At 65.7% G+C, this 15661-nt stretch carries 16 protein-coding genes and 1 pseudogene; 9 read left to right on the forward strand and 8 right to left on the reverse strand.

From position 1 onward, the window contains the following. The 7 genes and pseudogenes from E3D03_RS03060 to E3D03_RS03090 form a co-directional block, all read left to right on the forward strand. A pseudogene (locus E3D03_RS03060) lies at nt 1-484 on the forward strand (transposase); the annotation flags it as partial. Between the two features lie 228 nt (nt 485-712). Next, a complete protein-coding gene (locus tag E3D03_RS03065; RefSeq protein WP_263565765.1) occupies nt 713-1264 on the forward strand; it encodes a thioredoxin family protein in 552 nt (183 codons plus the stop codon). Continuing rightward, a complete protein-coding gene (gph, locus tag E3D03_RS03070; protein WP_263565766.1) occupies nt 1265-1948 on the forward strand; it encodes a phosphoglycolate phosphatase in 684 nt (227 codons plus the stop codon). Between the two features lie 88 nt (nt 1949-2036). Then, complete coding sequence (locus E3D03_RS03075) at nt 2037-2465, forward strand: TIGR01244 family sulfur transferase (protein WP_263565767.1); 429 nt, start codon at nt 2037-2039, stop codon at nt 2463-2465. A 39-nt stretch (nt 2466-2504) separates the two neighbouring features. Continuing rightward, on the forward strand, nt 2505-2645 hold the full coding sequence (locus tag E3D03_RS03080; RefSeq protein ID WP_263565903.1) for a hypothetical protein: 141 nt from the start codon (nt 2505-2507) through the stop codon (nt 2643-2645). 75 nt (nt 2646-2720) lie between these two features. Continuing rightward, on the forward strand, nt 2721-4541 hold the full coding sequence (gene typA, locus E3D03_RS03085; protein WP_263565768.1) for a translational GTPase TypA: 1821 nt from the start codon (nt 2721-2723) through the stop codon (nt 4539-4541). A gap of 84 nt (nt 4542-4625) precedes the next feature. After that, the gene (locus E3D03_RS03090) at nt 4626-5270 is read left to right on the forward strand and encodes a hypothetical protein (protein WP_263565769.1); all 645 of its coding nucleotides are present in this window, start codon (nt 4626-4628) and stop codon (nt 5268-5270) included. Nucleotides 5271-5297: 27 nt separating this feature from the next. Here the strand turns inward: E3D03_RS03090 and E3D03_RS03095 are convergent, their stop codons facing one another. Next, nucleotides 5298-5621 (reverse strand): 2Fe-2S iron-sulfur cluster-binding protein, encoded by a 324-nt coding sequence (locus E3D03_RS03095; RefSeq protein WP_263565770.1) that lies wholly within the window; start codon nt 5619-5621, stop codon nt 5298-5300. Nucleotides 5622-6434: 813 nt separating this feature from the next. On the opposite strand from E3D03_RS03095, the gene E3D03_RS03100 reads away from it, so the two are divergent. Next, nucleotides 6435-7622 carry a Hint domain-containing protein gene (locus E3D03_RS03100; protein WP_263565771.1) on the forward strand — a complete coding sequence of 396 codons (1188 nt, stop codon included), beginning with the start codon at nt 6435-6437 and terminating at the stop codon, nt 7620-7622. Between the two features lie 65 nt (nt 7623-7687). On the opposite strand, the gene phoB is transcribed toward E3D03_RS03100, so the two are convergent. From phoB to aroC, 7 genes are all read right to left on the reverse strand, one after another. Further along, nucleotides 7688-8377: a phosphate regulon transcriptional regulator PhoB gene (gene phoB / locus E3D03_RS03105; RefSeq protein ID WP_062560588.1), complete on the reverse strand. Its 690-nt coding sequence runs from the start codon at nt 8375-8377 to the stop codon at nt 7688-7690. Between the two features lie 3 nt (nt 8378-8380). Then, entirely contained in the window at nt 8381-9091 is a 711-nt protein-coding gene (gene phoU / locus E3D03_RS03110) for a phosphate signaling complex protein PhoU (RefSeq protein ID WP_062560587.1), read from the reverse strand. An 18-nt stretch (nt 9092-9109) separates the two neighbouring features. Beyond that, complete coding sequence (gene pstB / locus E3D03_RS03115; protein WP_062560586.1) at nt 9110-9907, reverse strand: phosphate ABC transporter ATP-binding protein PstB; 798 nt, start codon at nt 9905-9907, stop codon at nt 9110-9112. 20 nt (nt 9908-9927) lie between these two features. Beyond that, nucleotides 9928-11268 (reverse strand): phosphate ABC transporter permease PstA, encoded by a 1341-nt coding sequence (gene pstA, locus E3D03_RS03120; protein ID WP_263565772.1) that lies wholly within the window; start codon nt 11266-11268, stop codon nt 9928-9930. Further along, nucleotides 11265-12455, reverse strand: a complete 1191-nt coding sequence (gene pstC / locus E3D03_RS03125; protein WP_263565773.1) for a phosphate ABC transporter permease subunit PstC — start codon at nt 12453-12455, stop codon at nt 11265-11267. Before pstC ends, pstA begins: the two co-directional genes overlap by 4 nt. Before the next feature lie 68 nt (nt 12456-12523). Beyond that, complete coding sequence (locus E3D03_RS03130; RefSeq protein WP_263565774.1) at nt 12524-13552, reverse strand: substrate-binding domain-containing protein; 1029 nt, start codon at nt 13550-13552, stop codon at nt 12524-12526. 254 nt (nt 13553-13806) lie between these two features. After that, nucleotides 13807-14907: a chorismate synthase gene (aroC, locus tag E3D03_RS03135; protein ID WP_263565775.1), complete on the reverse strand. Its 1101-nt coding sequence runs from the start codon at nt 14905-14907 to the stop codon at nt 13807-13809. A 207-nt stretch (nt 14908-15114) separates the two neighbouring features. Here aroC and E3D03_RS03140 point away from each other — a divergent pair. Continuing rightward, nucleotides 15115-15661, forward strand: a 547-nt coding sequence (locus tag E3D03_RS03140) for a calcium-binding protein (RefSeq protein ID WP_318013689.1), incomplete at its 3' end; no start/stop codon positions are given.

Consider the following 15661-nt stretch of genomic DNA (forward strand, 5'->3'; position numbering starts at 1 on the left):
GCGTTTGAAATCGACTTTCCGAAGGACCCCGGGATGCGCATCAGCCAAGAGGCGATCTACCAGGCGCTCTACATTCAGGGACGTGGCGCGCTCCGACGCGAACTCTCGGCCTGCCTGCGCTCCGGGCGCGCGCTTCGAATGCCCAGGGAAATGCGCCCGCAACCGGGGCAAAGCCTTCGTCGCCGGGGCACTGGTGATCAGCGACCGCCCGGCGGAGATCGCGGACAGGGCTGTTCCGGGGCATTGGGAGGGCGACCTCATCCTCGGTCTGGGCGGTTCCGCGATCGGCACGCTCGTCGAACGCAAGACGCGCTTCACCCTGCTGTTGCACCTGCCGCGGGTGGAGGGGCACGGGAAGACCGGATCGCAAAGGAACGGCCCGGCCCTCGCAGGACATGGTGCCGAGGCCGTGCGCGACGCCATCACCGCGACGATCATCGATCTGCCCGCGCATCTGCGCCGGTCACTGACTCAAGCCCAGGGCGGGTCAATCCAGTGGAAAGACCCCATGTCGCCCATGCCCTTGGGAAAGGCGGGCTGAAGACGCGCCATCCTGCAGTCAGAAAAGATGCTCTCGATCAGCTCCTGGCGGTGGCTGCATCACGAGGTTCGGAGCAAATCGCTGTGCTCTGACCCTGACGCCAATCCCGGCTTTGCACCTGGCGACCGCGTGGTGCTAGACATTCGCCAGCCACCAAAGGAAGGAGACCTCATGGCAGTCCGTCCTCCCGTCTGCGAATTCGGCGCGCCCATGCCGGATTTCACGCTGCCCGACCCCGATGGCCGCATGGTCGCGCTTGGCGACATCGCCGGGCCGCGCGGCACGCTGGTCATGTTCATCTGCAATCACTGCCCCTATGTGCAGGCCGTCATCGATCGCATCCAGCGCGACGCGGCCGATCTGCAGAAGCTGGGCATCGGCGTCGTCGCCATCTCGGCCAATGACATTGCCGAATACCCGCAGGATGCCCCCGAACAGATGAAGGCCGAGGCGCTGAAGCATGGCTTCAGCTTTCCCTATCTCTATGACGAGACCCAGGCGGTCGCGCGTGCCTATGGCGCCGAATGCACGCCGGATTTCTTTGGCTACAATGCCAAGGGCGAATTGCAGTATCGCGGCCGGCTGGATGCCTCGGGGCGCAGCCCGGGCGACCCGGATGCCCGGCGCGAACTCTACGAGGCTATGGCGCAGGTCGCCGAAACCGGGCAAGGTCCGCAGGACCAGATCGCCTCGATCGGCTGCTCGATCAAATGGAAGGCATGAATGACCGTCTGCTTCGCCCCCTGCCCCGTGGTTTTCGACCTTGACGGCACGCTGATCGACAGCGCCCCGGACATCCATGCCTGCGTGAACGCGGTGCTGCGCCTGCATGGCGTGCGGCCGCTGACGCTGGACCAGGTCCGCGGCTTCATCGGCGGCGGCGTGGATCTGCTGTGGCGCCGCGTCATCGGCGCGACCACCTTGCCGGTCGAGGCGCATCGCGATCTGGTCGCCTCGTTCATGACCCGCTATCACGAGGCGACCGGCCTGACCCGGCTTTACCCCAACGTCTTGGAAACGCTGGGTATTCTGGCGGATCGCGGTTATCCTCTGGGGCTGTGCACCAACAAGCCGCTGGCGCCCACGCAGGCGGTGCTGGAGCATTTCGGCATCGCCCGGTTGTTCGGCGCGGTTGTCGGCGGCGATTCCCTGCCGCAACGCAAGCCCGACCCGGCGCCGCTGCGCGCGGCCTTCCAGGCGCTTGGTGCCAATCCCGACGCGCCGCGCGGGGTCTATGTCGGCGACAGCGAATTCGACGAGGAATGCGCCCGCAACGCCGGCATGCCCTTCCTGCTGTTCACCCGCGGCTATCGCAAGACCCCGGTCGAGCAGTTGCAGCACCGCGCCAGCTTCGAGGATTTCGCGCAGCTGCCGCTGCTGGTCGAGGAGGTCTCGGCGCTGAGCTGAGACGATCCATCGCCGCGCTTGACAGCAGCGCGAAACGGGACGATCCGTCGCGTCACGCCGCCCCGACCGAAGCCCCAGGAGATCCCGCATGGACCTGCGCCAACTGACCCCCGACCTTGCCGTTTCGGCCCAGATCCTGCCCGAGGATCTGCCCGCCCTGGCCGAGGCCGGCTTTCGCCTGCTGATCAACAACCGCCCGGACGAAGAGGTCGGCCCCGACATGGATCATGCCGCGATGAGCGCCGCGGCCGAGGCGGCGGGCCTCGCCTATGTCTTCAACCCCTTCACCCCGGGCCAGATCACGCCCGAGATGATCTCGACCCAGGCCGAGGCGCTGGCGCTCAACGGACCGAAACTGGCCTATTGCCGCTCGGGCAACCGCTCGACCGTGCTCTGGGCGCTGGCGCGCGCCGGCCAGGAGCCGGTCGCGGACCTGCTGCAGACGGCGGCGCGGGCGGGTTACGACCTGTCGGGCGTGCGGCCGCTGATCGAATCGCTGGCCGCCTCCGAGGGCTGAACGCGGGCTGCGCCGGGAACTCCACGCCGCAGCCGGGTGTTGGCTTGGCGCAGGACCAGGCCGCAGGACTTCCCGAGGCGGCCGTCGGAGCAAAGGAAAACTGCCATGAACTCGATCATCTATCTCGTCGGCCTCGTCGTCGTGGTGCTGTTCATCCTGGGCATGCTGGGCCTGCGCTGAGCGCCGCTGCGATTGGCGCTGGCCTTTCGCGCCCCTCTGCGTTACCGGGGGCGCAATTTCTGAAAAAGGCGCCCCATGGACATCCGCAATATCGCGATCATCGCTCACGTCGACCACGGCAAGACCACGCTGGTCGACCAGTTGCTGAAGCAATCGGGCAGCTTCCGCGAGAACCAGGCCGTGGCCGAGCGCGCGATGGACAGCAACGATATCGAGCGCGAGCGCGGCATCACCATCCTGGCCAAGGCCACCTCGGTCGAGTGGAAAGGCACCCGGATCAATATCGTCGACACCCCCGGCCACGCCGATTTCGGCGGCGAGGTCGAGCGCATCCTGTCGATGGTCGATGGCGTCTGCCTGCTGGTCGATGCCGCCGAAGGTCCGATGCCGCAGACCAAATTCGTCACCTCCAAGGCGCTGGCGCTTGGCCTGCGCCCCATCGTGGTGCTGAACAAGGTCGACAAGCCCGCCGCCGAGCCGGACAGGGCGCTGGACGAGGTGTTCGACCTGTTCGCGAACCTCGGCGCCACTGACGAACAGCTGGACTTTCCGCATCTCTATGCCTCGGGTATCGGCGGCTGGGCCGACGAGACGCTCGAGGGGCCGCGCAAGGACATGTCGGCGCTGTTCGACATGGTGCTGCGCCATGTCGAGCCGCCGAAGCAGGTCGCGCGCCAGGATGAGCCGTTCCAGATGCTGGCGACCACGCTGGGCGCCGACCCGTTCATCGGCCGCATCCTGACCGGCCGCGTCGAGGCCGGCCGCGCCAAGCCCGGCGATACGATCAAGGCGCTGTCGCGCGACGGCGAGCGCATCGAGCAGTTCCGCATCTCGAAGGTGCTGGCCTTCCGCGGCCTGACCCAGGCCGCCATCGACGAGGCCGTCGCCGGCGATATCGTCACCATCGCCGGCATGTCCAAGGCGACCGTCGCCGATACGCTTTGCGCGCTCGAGGTGGAAACCGCCCTGCCCGCCCAACCCATCGACCCGCCGACGATCAGCGTCACCTTCGGCATCAACGACAGCCCGCTGGCCGGCCGCGACGGCAACAAGGTGCAGTCCCGCGTTATCCGCGAGCGGCTGATGAAAGAGGCCGAGACCAATGTCGCGATCAAGGTCGAGGACACCCCCGGTGGCGATGCCTTCGTGGTCTCGGGCCGCGGCGAATTGCAGATGGGCGTGCTGATCGAGAACATGCGCCGCGAGGGTTTCGAGCTGTCGATCTCGCGGCCGCGCGTCATCTTCCAGGAAATCGACGGCGTGCGGCATGAGCCGATCGAGGAAGCCATCATCGACGTCGACGACGAGTATACCGGCGCGGTGATCGACAAGCTGACCGGCGCCCGCAAGGGCGATCTGGTCGAGATGAAGCCGGCCGGTCACGGCAAGACCCGCATCGTTGCCCATGTCCCTTCGCGCGGGCTGATCGGCTATCAGGGCGAGTTCATGACCGACACCCGCGGCAACGGCGTCTTGAACCGGATCTTCCACAGCTGGGCGCCCTACAAGGGCCCGATCCAGGGCCGCCGCCAGGGCGTGCTGATCAGCATGGAGAATGGCGTATCGGTGGCCTATGCGCTGTGGAACCTGGAAGAGCGCGGCAAGATGTTCATCGGCGCGCAGGAACAGATCTATGAAGGCATGATCATCGGCGAGCATTCCCGCGACAACGACCTGGAGGTGAACCCGCTCAAGGGCAAGAAGCTGACCAACGTCCGCGCCTCGGGCACGGACGAGGCGGTGCGGCTGACGCCCCCGGTCCGCATGTCGCTGGAGGAGGCCATCGCCTATATCGACGATGACGAGCTGGTCGAGGTCACGCCGAAAAGCATCCGGCTGCGCAAGCGCCACCTCGATCCGCACGAGCGCAAGCGGCAGGCCCGCGCCGACGGCTGAATTCCTTGCGCTTCCCATGCATTGCAGGCTTCCGCAGCGGCGGAAGTCTGCTAAGCTGACCCGAGGATCCGGCAGGAGCGGCTGATGGAAAGCCGAGGGAACATCTATCAGAATCTGATCTTCGCGGCCCAGGATTACCTGGACCGCACCGGCGCCCTGCCGGATGATCTCAGTGAATTCACCCGGATCACCAAAATTCCCGAGGCAGAGATCCGCGCCCTGTTCAGTTCGACCGAGGAACTGCACGAGGGGCTGATCTATCACGCCGTCACGCTGCTGAACGACGCCCTGCGCGAAGGCGCGGTCGCCTCGGCGACCAGCGATCCCTTTGTCCAGCTTCACGCCATCGCCAACAGCTACCTGGGCTGGGCCGAGGAAAATCCGGCCCTGTTCCGGTTGCTGGTCACCGGGCTGAACGGACCGATCAAGCCCGACAGCACGCTGCATCGCTATACCCGCTCGATGCGCGACCTCTATCACCGCAAGCTGGTCGAGGCCCGGCGCCTGGGCCTGCTGGCCGAGGACACCGACATCGAGGTGGTGACGATGATGCTGCATTGCATCGTCAAGGGCGGCAACATGATCTTCCTGACCCGCGCCACCGACCCCTGGTTCGCCGACGACCCGCGCTCGACGGTGGATCTGGCGAAAAGCATCTTTTCGCAGTTCATGGACAACATGATCCGCGCCAATGCCCCGCGCGACCGCACGGTGAAAGAGAACGCCTGACCGCCCTGCCCCCGGGCGGCCGCGGCTTCAGATCTGCCGCTCGGGCAGGTTCACCACCAGCCCGTCCAGTTCCGGCGTCACCTTGAGCTGGCAGGTCAGCCGCGAGCGCTCGGGGTCGGGCTGCCAGGCAAAGTCCAGCATGTCCTCTTCCATCGGATCCTTGGGCGGCAGGCGGTCGACCCATTCCGCCGCGACATAGACATGGCAGGTCGAACAGGCGCAGGCGCCGCCGCAATCCGCGTCGATGCCGGGCACGCTATTGTCGCGGGCGCCCTCCATGACGGTCATGCCGGGTTTCACGTCGATTTCATGGGCGGTGCCGTTGTGCTCGATATAGGTGATCTTCGCCATGGGTGCCTTCCTTCGCTTCCCTCGCAGATAGGCGATTGCGCGACGACTGAAAAGCCCCGCACAGCCCGAAACGCGCGAAGAGAAAACCTGCTGGTGGGGCTGACCGGCGGTCACGGGCCTGGAGTTTCGGACAGTGATTCCTCTATCTGCGCACCTGCAGCGGCATGTCTGGAACCACCGGCAACCGTGCGGTCAGGGTAGGACTGCCAGACGATCCGCTGGTGAGGGATCGTCTGGAGAGCCTGCTTGCGGCACCAACCCGATCAGCAGGTGCAACGATTAGTTTAAATACGCCAGATCCTGTCCAAAGATCGGCGAGTAGCTCAGTTCCACGCAGGCAACTATCCCGTCAGGCTCGTTCCGCGAAGCTGCAACACCTGCTTGGCCAGATCGAGGCCGGTTCATGCCGTGGCGCTGCACCACCCTTGCTTGCAGCAAATATACAACATTCAACCTAAATATGGTTAACGCTCTTCTGGTGTCTGGATCGGCCTGAAGGTGCCCAAGCTCTCTCAAAAACGCAAATCTTTGAAGTTAATTCAAAAATCACATAAGCCTCCTGTCGCCGCAGAGTAATACCGAACTATCGGTTCAGTATTTGTACTTGCCAAGAACGTGAACAATTTGGATGAAAAAGCGTCGGACCATGTGGACCGATGTTGCGTGTTGCAGCCTGGTAACGAGTCTCCGCCGGCCGGTCTTAGCCGGGAACGCCCCTATGGCACACGGATGCGCTGGTTACCCGGGCGGACGGGCAAGGTAACCGATTACGCCGCCTGTGACCAAGGCGCGTATCTGATCAGGATGTTAATGATGACCACCAACCACGGCGGCGACCATTGCGGCCCCTCGGGCCCCGGCTGCGAAAACATGATCTATCTCGGCAAGGTGGCCGACATGGATCCCAACGAGTTCTTCCCCGGCGCGGAAAAGGCCAGCAAGGTCCTGGGCAACACCAGCTACGGCTCGGACAGCGACCCGCTGTCGAAGCAGCTGGTCGAGGTCAGCGCCAATGACCGCAACCACGACGATGTCATCAAGACCAATGACGGGCTGTTCGGCAAGTTCTCGGAAACCATCCGGCACGACGCCGACGGCGACGGCCACGAGAACACCTATCAGGTGGATTCGACCTTCATCGTCAAGAATACCGCCGTCACCTTCCTGAACCCCGATGGCAGCACCGAGACGCTGTCGATCCCGGTCCGCATCATGCAAGACACCGGCGGCAACACCTTCCTGATGCCGCCGCCCCATGGCGCCTCCGAGGCCGAGGTGCAGGCGCTGACCACCCGCCCGATCGTCTCGGTCGAGTTCCCCCGCGACTCGCATTGCTATGACCTGTGCCATGACGGCATCTTCACCGACCGGCACTGCTTCCCCTGCTTCGCGCGCGGCACGCTGATCCAGACCGAGCACGGTCCCGTCGCGGTCGAGGACCTGCGCGCCGGCATGAAGGTCATCACCCGCGACCACGGCGCGCAGGACGTGCGCTGGATCGGCTCGCGCGTGCTGGGCGCGAAGTCGCTGGCGGTCAACCCGAACCTGCGCCCGATCCGCATCTCGGCCGGCGCGCTGGGCCAGGGCCTGCCCGAGCGCGACCTGGTCGTCTCGCCGCAGCACCGCATCCTGGTGCGCTCGAAGATCGCGCAGAAGATGTTTGGTTGCGCCGAGGTTCTGGTCGCCGCCAAGCAATTGCTGCAGATCGACGGCATCGACGTCGCGCATGACGTGGAATCGGTGGAATATTTCCACATCCTGTTCGACCGCCACGAGATCGTGCTGTCGAATGGCGCCGAGACCGAGTCGCTCTATACCGGCGCCGAGGCGCTCAAATCCGTCGGCACCAGCGCGCGCGAGGAAATCTTCGCGATCTTCCCGGAACTGCGCGACCGGGCCGAGGATGAGCAGCCCGCCGGCGCGCGCCTGCTGGCCTCGGGCCGCACCGGCCGCAAGCTGGCCGTGCGCCACGCCCAGCACCACAAGCCGCTGGTCCAGTAACGCCAGCCGCATCGACATGCGAAAGGGCCGGCAGCGCGCCGGCCCTTTTTGCATTCGCGATGCCCTCAGCCCAGCGAATAGCCGGCGCCGCGCACGGTGCGCACCGGATTGTCGCCGCCATGCGCCATCAGCGCCTTGCGCAGCCGGCCGACATGCACGTCGATGGTGCGGGTATCGACATAGATGTCGCGGCCCCAGACCCGGTCCAGCAATTGCTCGCGCGTCCAGACCCGGCCCGGCTTTTCCATCAGCGTCGACAGCAGCCGGAACTCGGTCGGGCCCAGGTGCAGCGCCTGGCCGCCCCGGAACACCCGATGCTCGGACGAATCCAGGATGATGTCGGCAAAGCTCAGCCGCTCGCCCATCGAGGCCGGGCGGGTGCGGCGCAGCTGGGTGCGCAGCCGCGCCATCAGCTCGACCACCGAATAGGGCTTCACGACATAGTCGTCGGCGCCGGTCTCCAACCCGCGCACCCGGTCCACCTCCTCGGACCGGGCCGAGAGCATGATGATCGGGATGGCCCGCGTCGAGGGGTCGGCCTTGACCCGGCGGCAGACCTCGATGCCCGAGACATTGGGCAGCATCCAGTCGAGCACGATCAGGTCGGGCTGTTCCTCGGCCACCAGCAGCATGGCCTCGTCGCCGTTCTCGGCCATGACGACGTTGAAGCCCTCGGCTTCGAGGTTGTATTTCAGCACCTCGCGCTGCGCGCCCTCATCCTCGACCACCAGAACGCAGGGTTGCGATTGCGCCATGGCTCACGCCCCTTCCAGCCGCGGCACGCTTTCGCCCTTGGGACGCGCGTCCTCGGGCAGCTCGCCGGTGGCGATATAGATCACCTGCTCGGCGATGCCGGTGGCATGGTCGCCCATGCGCTCGATGTTCTTGGCGATGAAATGCAGATGCATGCAGGCGGTGATGTTGCGCGGGTCCTCCATCATATAGGTCAGGAACTCGCGGAACAGCGCGTTGTACATCTGGTCCACCTCCAGGTCGCGCTTGCGCACGTCCTGCGCCAGGGCAACGTCGCGCTGGATATAGCTGTCCAGCGCATCCTTCATCATCGCCTCGACCGTGGTGGACATGCGGCGCAGCGCCATGCCGGCGCCCTCGATCGCCGGCATCTCGGCCAGCACGTGGTTGCGCTTGGCGATGTTCTTGGCATAGTCGCCAACGCGCTCCAGGATATGCGAGATCTTGATCACCGACAGCACCATGCGCAGGTCGGTGGCGCGGGGCGCGCGCAGGGCGATCAGCCGCGCGGCCTCTTCGTTGATCTGCATCTCCAGCGCGTCGATGGCCTTGTCGCGGCGGCGGACCTCTTCGGATTTCTCCTCGTCGCGGCTTTCCAGCGCCAGGGCGGCGTCGTGGATGGCGCTCTCGACCATGCCGCCCATCTTGACGACCAGCGCCTGCACGGTTTCCAGGTCGCGGTCGAAGGCCGAGAGGATGTGGCGTTCGTTGTTCATGTCAGATCCCTTTCCGGCCTAGCCGATGCGGCCCGAGATATAGCTTTCGGTGCGCGGGTCGCGCGGATTGGTGAAGATGTCGTCGGTGCTGCCGTATTCCACCAGGTTGCCGAGGTGGAAGAAGGCGGTCTTCTGGCTGACGCGCGCCGCCTGCTGCATCGAATGCGTCACGATCACCACCGAGAATTCGGCGCGCAGCTGGTCGATCAGCTCCTCGACCTGGCCGGTGGCGATGGGGTCCAGCGCCGAGCAGGGCTCGTCCATCAGCAGCACCTCGGGCTGGGTCGCGACGGCGCGGGCGATGCAAAGCCGCTGCTGCTGGCCGCCGGACAGGCCGGTGCCGGGATCCTGCAGGCGGTCCTTGACCTCGTTCCACAGCGCCGCGCCGCGCAGCGAGCGTTCCACGATCTCGTCCAGCTCGGCGCGGTTGCGCGCAAGGCCGTGGATACGCGGGCCGTAAGCCACGTTGTCGAAGATCGACTTCGGAAACGGGTTCGGCTTCTGGAACACCATGCCGACGCGGGCGCGCAGCTGCACCGGATCGACGCGGCGGTCGTAGATGTCCTCGCCGTCCAGCATGATCTTGCCCTCGACCCGGCTGATGTCGATGGTGTCGTTCATCCGGTTCAGGCAGCGCAGAAAGGTGGACTTGCCGCAACCCGACGGCCCGATGAAGGCGGTCACGGTCTTGTCGAGGATGTCGACGTTCACGTCCTTGATGGCGTGCTTGTCGCCGTACCAGACCTGCACGTCCCTTGCCGAGATCTTGTTTTCCGTCTGCTCCACGGCACGCTCCAGGGTTCTCATGTCGTTCATATCGGTTCTCCGTCCCGGGTTTACCACCGACGCTCGAACTTGCGACGCAGGAAGATGGCGAGAAGATTCATGCACAGCAGGAACACCAGCAGGACGATGATCGCCCCCGAGGCGCGTTCCATGAAGGCGGGGTCGGCGCGCTGGGTCCAGTTGAAGACCTGCACCGGCAGGGCCGAGGCGGGGTCGAACAGCCCGTCCGGCGGCGCGGCGGGGAAGTTCTTGACGAAGGCCACCATGCCGATCAGCAGCAACGGCGCGGTCTCGCCCAGGGCTTGCGCCAGGCCGATGATGGTGCCGGTCAGGATGCCCGGCAGCGCCAGCGGCAGGACATGGTGGAACACCGACTGCATCCGGGACGCGCCCACCCCCAGCGCCGCGTCGCGGATCGAGGGCGGCACCGCCTTCAGCGCCGCGCGGGTGGCGATGATGATGGTGGGCAGCGTCATCAGCGTCAGCACCAACCCGCCGACGATGGGCGCCGATTGCGGCAGGCCGGCGAAGTTGATGAAGGCGGCCAGGCCCAGGATGCCGAACACGATGGACGGCACCGCGGCCAGGTTCGAGATATTGACCTCGATGATGTCGGTCCAGCGGTTCTTCGGCGCGAACTCTTCCAGATAGATCGAGGCCGCGACCCCGATCGGCACCGACAGCACCAGCACCACCAGCATCATGTAGAGCGAGCCGAGGATGGCGATGCCGACCCCCGCCGATTCCGGGCGCTGGTCGGAACTGTCGGGCATGGTCAGGAAGGACCAGTTCCAGGTGGTCGCCAGCATGCCCTGCGCCTTCAGCGCATCGGCCAGTTGCAGCTGCGCCGGCGAGGTATTGCCGTCGCGCGCCGCGCTCTCCATGCTGACGCGGCCCTTGTAATAGCCGTCCACGCGGCCGTTCACCAGCACGCGGGTCTCGACGGTCTGGCCGATCAGTTCGGGGTCGGCCAGCACGCGGTTGCGCAGCTGGGCCGAGGCCTCCTTGGAGATCAGCCCGGCGCGGTCCTTGTCGGACAGGTCAGCGACTTGGATGCCCTTGTCGGCAATGGCCTTGTCCAGCGCCTGCTGCAGGATCTTGCCATAGGTCAGGGTCAGCACCTTCTTGATCGCTTCGGGATCGCGGGTGCCGGACTTGTCGAGCTGCGCCGCGTCCAGCGTCACCGGGATCTCCAGATAGGTCTGGCGAAAGGCGCCGATGCCGCCGGTCAAGATGGTGAACAGCAGGACCACCAGCATGACCATCGAGACGATGATCGCCGCCAGGCCATAGCCGCGAAAGCGGGATTCGGCGGCATTGCGCTTGCGGGTATGCGGGTCGGCGACCAGCAGCGAGGCCTTCTGCCCGCCGGAAAAGGTGGCGTCGCTCATTCGTACTGCTCCCGGTATTTGCGCACGACGTAAAGGGCGATGATGTTCAGGATCAGCGTGACGACGAACAGCGTCAGGCCCAGGGCAAAGGCGACCAGCGTCTCGGGCGCGGCGAAATCGGTGTCGCCGGTCAGCTGGCTGACGATCTTGACGGTGATCGTGGTCATCGCCTCGAAGGGGTTCACGCTCATCTGCGCGGCCGCGCCGGCGCCCATGACGACGATCATGGTCTCGCCGATGGCGCGGGACGCGGCCAGCAGGATGGCGCCGACGATGCCCGGCAGGGCGGCCGGCAGCACCACCTTCTTGATGGTCTCGGAATGGGTCGAGCCCAGCCCCAGCGCGCCGTCGCGCAGGCTCTGCGGCACGGCGTTGATGATGTCGTCCGACAGCGAGCTGACGAAGGGAATCAGCATGATGCCCATGACCAGCCCCGCCGTCATTACCGAAGACCCCGAGGCCCCCAGCCCAAGCGGCTGGGCGAAATAGTCGCGCAGCAGCGGCCCGACGGTGATCAGCGCGAACAGCCCGTAGACGATGGTCGGGATGCCGGCCAGCACCTCGATCGCGGGCTTGGCGATGCTGCGCAGCCGGGGCGAGGCATATTCCGACATGTAGATCGCCGCGAACAGCCCGATCGGCACCGACACCGCCAGCGCGATCAGCGAGATATACATCGTGCCCCAGACCAGCGGCAGGATCCCCAGCTGCGAGCCGCCGCCGAATTTCGGCGACCAGGTGGTGCCGAAGAAGAAGTCCTGCCAGGGATACTGCTGGAAGAAGTTCCCGGTCTCGAACAGCATCGAGAAGACGATGCCGGCGGTGGTCAGGATCGCGATGCTGGAACACAGGATCAACAGGCCCTTGACCATGGTTTCGACGGCATTGCGGGCGCGGAACGCGGGCCCGGTGCGGCCAAGCGCAAGGGCCAGCCCCAGGGCGGCCAGCGCCAGCCCGGCCACGGCGACCAGGGTGGTGTTCGCCGCGGGCTGGACGAAGCGCCAGATGGCGATCAGGAACAGGGCGGGCAGCGCGGTCAGCAGCGCCGCATTCCAGCCGTGATAGCTGGGCCGCGAATGCAGCTTGCGGGTATCGCCGCCGGTCTGGGCGACGGCGCGCGCCCGGGTGGCAAGATAGCCCGCCAGTGCCAGCGCAAGCACGATCAGCAGGGTCCAGGAGACAGGCATGAGGCCCTCGTGACTGGGAAAGGACTGGAAACGGAAAGGGCGCGGGACCCTGCCCCGCGCCCGCATGCTTATTCGGCCATGGTCACTTCATCGGCGACGGCCTTCTGCACCGTGGCCAGTTCCGGGTCGGCGACCAGGCCATAGGCGGCCAGCGGGCCCTCGGGACCGGCGATCTCGTCCGAGACGAAGAATTCGGCGAATTCCTTCAGGCCCTGGATCTCGCCGATGTGCTGTTTCTTGACATAGAAGAACAGCGGCCGCGACACCGGGTATTCACCCTTGGCGATGGTCTCGGTCGAGGGCGTGATCCCGCCGATGGTCGCGACCTTCAGCTTGTCGGTGTTGTTTTCATAGAAGGACAGGCCGAAGACGCCGATGCCGTTCTTGGCCGACTGGATGCGGGCCAGGGTCTCGGTATAGTCGCCGTCGATGTCCACGGACTTGCCGTCGGTGCGCAGCGCCATGCAGGCCGATTCGCCGTCTTCCTCGCCCTTTTCCTTGGCAAAGACCTCGGCAGCGCCGGATTCCTTGCAGCCGGCCGCGATCACCTTCTCCTCGAAGACCTCGCGGGTGCCGTGCTTGGTGCCGGGCACGAAGGCCAGGATCTCCTGCTCGGGCAGGTCGGCGCGGATCTCGCTCCACTTGGTATGGGGGTTCGCGACGACCTTGCCGTCCTTGACCACCTCGGCGGCCAGGGCGTTGAACCAGTCGGCGGCGGTGAACTGGAAGTCGTTGCCGGCGATGTCGCTGGCAAAGACGATGCCGTCATAGCCGATGCGGACTTCCATGATGTCGGTCACGCCGGCGGCCTTGCAGGCCGCCTTCTCGCTGTCCTTGATCGGGCGCGAGGAATTGGCGATGTCGATGGTGTTCTCGCCCACGCCCTCGCAGAACTTCTTCAGGCCGGCCGAGGACCCGCCCGATTCCACCACCGGGGTCGGGAAATCGGTGTTCTCGCCGAAGGCTTCGGCGACGATGGTCGAATAGGGCAGCACCGTGGACGAGCCGGCGACCTGGATCTGGTCGCGGGCCGAGGCGACCGAGGCGGTGGCGGCGATCACGGCCAGGGCCGAAACGCTGAGTTGGGCGGGTTTCATCGGATCACTCCTGAAGTTCATCGGGCCGTCTTGGCCTGCGCGCTGTCTAGGCCGGTGATGCGACGGTTATGCGAAAACATTGTGACAATCTTGCGACAACGTCGCCGCCGCAGGGGTATTTGAAAAACAGAGAAGGCCGGACTGTACGCCTCGGCCTTCTTTGTTGGAAAAGTACCCCAAGGGGTGAATTGGCCCGCGACAGCGGGCAAGAGGGGAACAGCGTTCCCCTGCCCTTCGCGCACCCGGTCGCGCCCCTAGCCGATGCGTCCGCGCTGGCCGCCGGTCTGGGCCCGGTCCAGAAGCAGATGGTCCAGGATCACGCAGGCCGCCATGGCCTCAGCGATGGGCACGGCACGGATGCCGACGCAGGGGTCGTGCCGGCCCTTGGTGATCAGCTCGATCTCCTCGCCCTTCTGGTTGATGGTCCGGCGCGGGGTCAGGATCGAGCTCGTGGGCTTCACCGCGAAACGGACCACGATGTCCTGCCCGGTCGAGATGCCGCCCAGGATGCCGCCGGCGTGGTTCGACAGATAGCGCGGGCCTTCGTTGCCCATGCGGATCTCGTCGGCGTTCTCGGTGCCGGTCAGGGCCGCGGCGGCCATGCCCTCGCCGATCTCGACGCCCTTCACCGCGTTGATCGACATCATCGCCGCCGCCAGGTCGGTGTCGAGCTTGGCATAGACCGGCGCGCCCAAGCCCGGCGGGCAGCCCTGGATCAGCACCTCGAGCGCGGCGCCTATGCTGTCCTGGGCCTTGCGGATGCCGTTCAGGTAATCCTCCCAGGCCGGCACGGCCGAGGCGTCGGGCAGGAAGAACGGATTGTTGCCGATCTCGGTCGCGTCGAAATGCGCGCGGTCCAGGTGCAGCGTGCCCATCTGCACCATGTAGCCGGTGATCTTCAGCCCCGGCGCCAGCTCGCGCAGCACCGCCTGGGCGACGCCCCCGGCCGCGACGCGCGCCGCCGTCTCGCGCGCGCTGGAGCGTCCGCCGCCGCGATAATCGCGGATGCCGTATTTCAGGTGATAGGCGATATCGGCATGGCCGGGGCGGAAGGCCTGGGCGATCTCGCCGTAATCCTTGCTGCGCTGGTCGGTGTTCTCGATCATCAGCTGGATCGGCGTGCCGGTGGTCCGGCCCTCGAACACGCCCGAGAGGATGCGGACCTGGTCCGGCTCCTGGCGCTGGGTGGTGAATTTGGAGGTGCCGGGCCGGCGGCGGTCCAGGAACTGCTGGATCCAGGCCTCGTCCAGCGCGACGCCGGGCGGGCAGCCGTCCACGGTGGCGCCAAGCGCCGGGCCGTGGCTTTCGCCCCAGGTGGTGAAGGTGAAGACGCGGCCGAATGTGTTGACGCTCATGGTTCCGGACCCCTTTTTGCCTGCGATAGCGGCGCAGGCGGCAGGGGGCAATCCCCTGCCCGTCCCGGCCCCGCCCATGGCTCGCGCCGAATGTGCAGGGATTTCAGCGCCGAGCCCATATTTCACGCCGGCTTCACGGGCACGGGCGCACTCTCTCGACACGGGCGGAACAGGCCCCAGCGACAAACATGCGAACAGGAGGAAGACATGCCAACCGGCACAACGGGCAACGACACCCTGATCGGGACGTCGGCCAATGAGGTATTCTACGCCTTGGCGGGAAATGACTATGTCCTGGGTCAGGGCGGAAACGACACCATCTACGGCGACGCCGGCAACGACTATCTGTCCGGCGGCGACGGCTATGATTATATCCACGCCGGCACCGGTACGGATACCGTGCATGGCTGGGACGACAATGACACGATCGTTTCCAGCGGCTATGGCCAATATTACGGCGATGCCGGCAACGATTATATCTATGCCGGCAGCGGCGGCGGCGAGACTCTGGATGGCGGCACTGGCACGGACTGGCTGAATACCACCAGCTGGAGCGGAAATTACTCCGTGAACCTTGGCACCGGCGCCACCAACTTCTCATTTGAAAGCTTCGTGAATTTCGAAAACATCTATTCCGGTTCCGGCAATGACACGCTCTATGGGACCGACGGCGCGAATACCATGTATGGCAATGACGGCAACGACTACATCTATGGCTACGGCGGCAACGACTATCTCTATGGCGGCAACGGCA

This window comes from Paracoccus sp. DMF (assembly GCF_004407025.1).
In the GTDB taxonomy this organism is placed as follows: domain Bacteria; phylum Pseudomonadota; class Alphaproteobacteria; order Rhodobacterales; family Rhodobacteraceae; genus Paracoccus; species Paracoccus aminovorans_B.

What these genes read in the sequence shown, in the direction of transcription:
- E3D03_RS03065 (WP_263565765.1), top strand. Translation starts at nt 713, where the DNA reads ATGGCAGTCCGTCCTCCCGTCTGCGAATTCGGCGCGCCCATGCCGGAT.
- gph (WP_263565766.1), top strand. Translation starts at nt 1,265, where the DNA reads ATGACCGTCTGCTTCGCCCCCTGCCCCGTGGTTTTCGACCTTGACGGC.
- E3D03_RS03075 (WP_263565767.1), top strand. Translation starts at nt 2,037, where the DNA reads ATGGACCTGCGCCAACTGACCCCCGACCTTGCCGTTTCGGCCCAGATC.
- typA (WP_263565768.1), top strand. Translation starts at nt 2,721, where the DNA reads ATGGACATCCGCAATATCGCGATCATCGCTCACGTCGACCACGGCAAG.
- E3D03_RS03090 (WP_263565769.1), top strand. Translation starts at nt 4,626, where the DNA reads ATGGAAAGCCGAGGGAACATCTATCAGAATCTGATCTTCGCGGCCCAG.
- E3D03_RS03095 (WP_263565770.1), bottom strand. Translation starts at nt 5,621, where the DNA reads ATGGCGAAGATCACCTATATCGAGCACAACGGCACCGCCCATGAAATC.
- E3D03_RS03100 (WP_263565771.1), top strand. Translation starts at nt 6,435, where the DNA reads ATGACCACCAACCACGGCGGCGACCATTGCGGCCCCTCGGGCCCCGGC.
- phoB (WP_062560588.1), bottom strand. Translation starts at nt 8,377, where the DNA reads ATGGCGCAATCGCAACCCTGCGTTCTGGTGGTCGAGGATGAGGGCGCG.
- phoU (WP_062560587.1), bottom strand. Translation starts at nt 9,091, where the DNA reads ATGAACAACGAACGCCACATCCTCTCGGCCTTCGACCGCGACCTGGAA.
- pstB (WP_062560586.1), bottom strand. Translation starts at nt 9,907, where the DNA reads ATGAACGACATGAGAACCCTGGAGCGTGCCGTGGAGCAGACGGAAAAC.
- pstA (WP_263565772.1), bottom strand. Translation starts at nt 11,268, where the DNA reads ATGAGCGACGCCACCTTTTCCGGCGGGCAGAAGGCCTCGCTGCTGGTC.
- pstC (WP_263565773.1), bottom strand. Translation starts at nt 12,455, where the DNA reads ATGCCTGTCTCCTGGACCCTGCTGATCGTGCTTGCGCTGGCACTGGCG.
- E3D03_RS03130 (WP_263565774.1), bottom strand. Translation starts at nt 13,552, where the DNA reads ATGAAACCCGCCCAACTCAGCGTTTCGGCCCTGGCCGTGATCGCCGCC.
- aroC (WP_263565775.1), bottom strand. Translation starts at nt 14,907, where the DNA reads ATGAGCGTCAACACATTCGGCCGCGTCTTCACCTTCACCACCTGGGGC.